Annotated in this window: 1 protein-coding gene; it reads right to left on the reverse strand. The window is 54.9% G+C overall.

The genetic code is table 11. The annotated features are described in order from the left end of the window. Positions 1–136: 136 nt before the first annotated feature. Complete coding sequence (locus ABF979_RS16640) at positions 137–709, reverse strand: hypothetical protein (protein WP_415560783.1); 573 nt, start codon at positions 707–709, stop codon at positions 137–139. Positions 710–970: the final 261 nt, after the last annotated feature.

Consider the following 970-nt stretch of genomic DNA (forward strand, 5'->3'; position numbering starts at 1 on the left):
ATAAGACACCGGCCCCACAATATTTTGCCCCGGCGTTAAACCGCCGCGGTGGCCCCCAATATAAATCTGGTGGGAATGTTGCCGGGGGTTGCGCCGCGGTCGCTTCCAGTCAAAAAGGTCTCTCTGGCGGGCCACCTTAGCGTCCTTGTTCAGGGGTTCCGTTCAACCACCTGAGGGTCCCAACCTGCTCTCCGCTGGATGTCAGGACCAGTGGCAGAACCTGTTTATCCCTGATCAGAACAGCCCCCTCTATGGTCCAGCCTGTCGCCTCAGGATTATAGAAAGATCCGTCGCTCTGGGCCAGCAAGGGCCGGAACCTCGGGACATCTTTGTGCTTGACATTAAAGCTCAATATAACACGACCGGTCGTGGTTCCCTTCGCTTCCAGTTCAACACGATCACAGTTGGTGAAGCACTCAGATCCCGGTAAGGTCACTATCGAATTCGGGCTGCCTGAACTGGTGACCCTCACATCAGGCAGATACATGGATTTCCCTAAGGACGTCAGCGTCTGCTTCGGACCGTTTAGCGAAAGCTGGATCGTTTGTTCCATCCCATCTTTCAAAGAAATGGTCGCATAACCATAATCCGATGCTTGTGCGCTACCTGTAACAATAAGCGTAAAAAGGCTAAAAACCCCAATATTTCGTAGTGTCTGCCGAAGATACATCCCTTGATATCCTTTTGTCGCGTCATGACAGATTGTCATGACAAGAGTATCCTCCTTCAGCTTGTGAATACGGTTGTCACATCAGGGAAAAGGATCCGGGGCGGCTCGGCTGCGCCGAGTGCGTTCACACTAGGTTCGCTAGGCGGCAAGCCGCCAACCTCACCCGGAGCCCCCTGCGGGGTCTCCGTGCAGTCGCATATATGTTCACCCGCAGTCTTGTGCTGCTGTGAAGGATGTCGAACGGCGGGGAAGGGGAGCGGGGCGTTTCCTCAACCCCCCTGACGCGCAAGAGCGCGTCAG

This window comes from Gluconobacter sp., assembly GCF_047723935.1.
In the GTDB taxonomy this organism is placed as follows: domain Bacteria; phylum Pseudomonadota; class Alphaproteobacteria; order Acetobacterales; family Acetobacteraceae; genus Gluconobacter.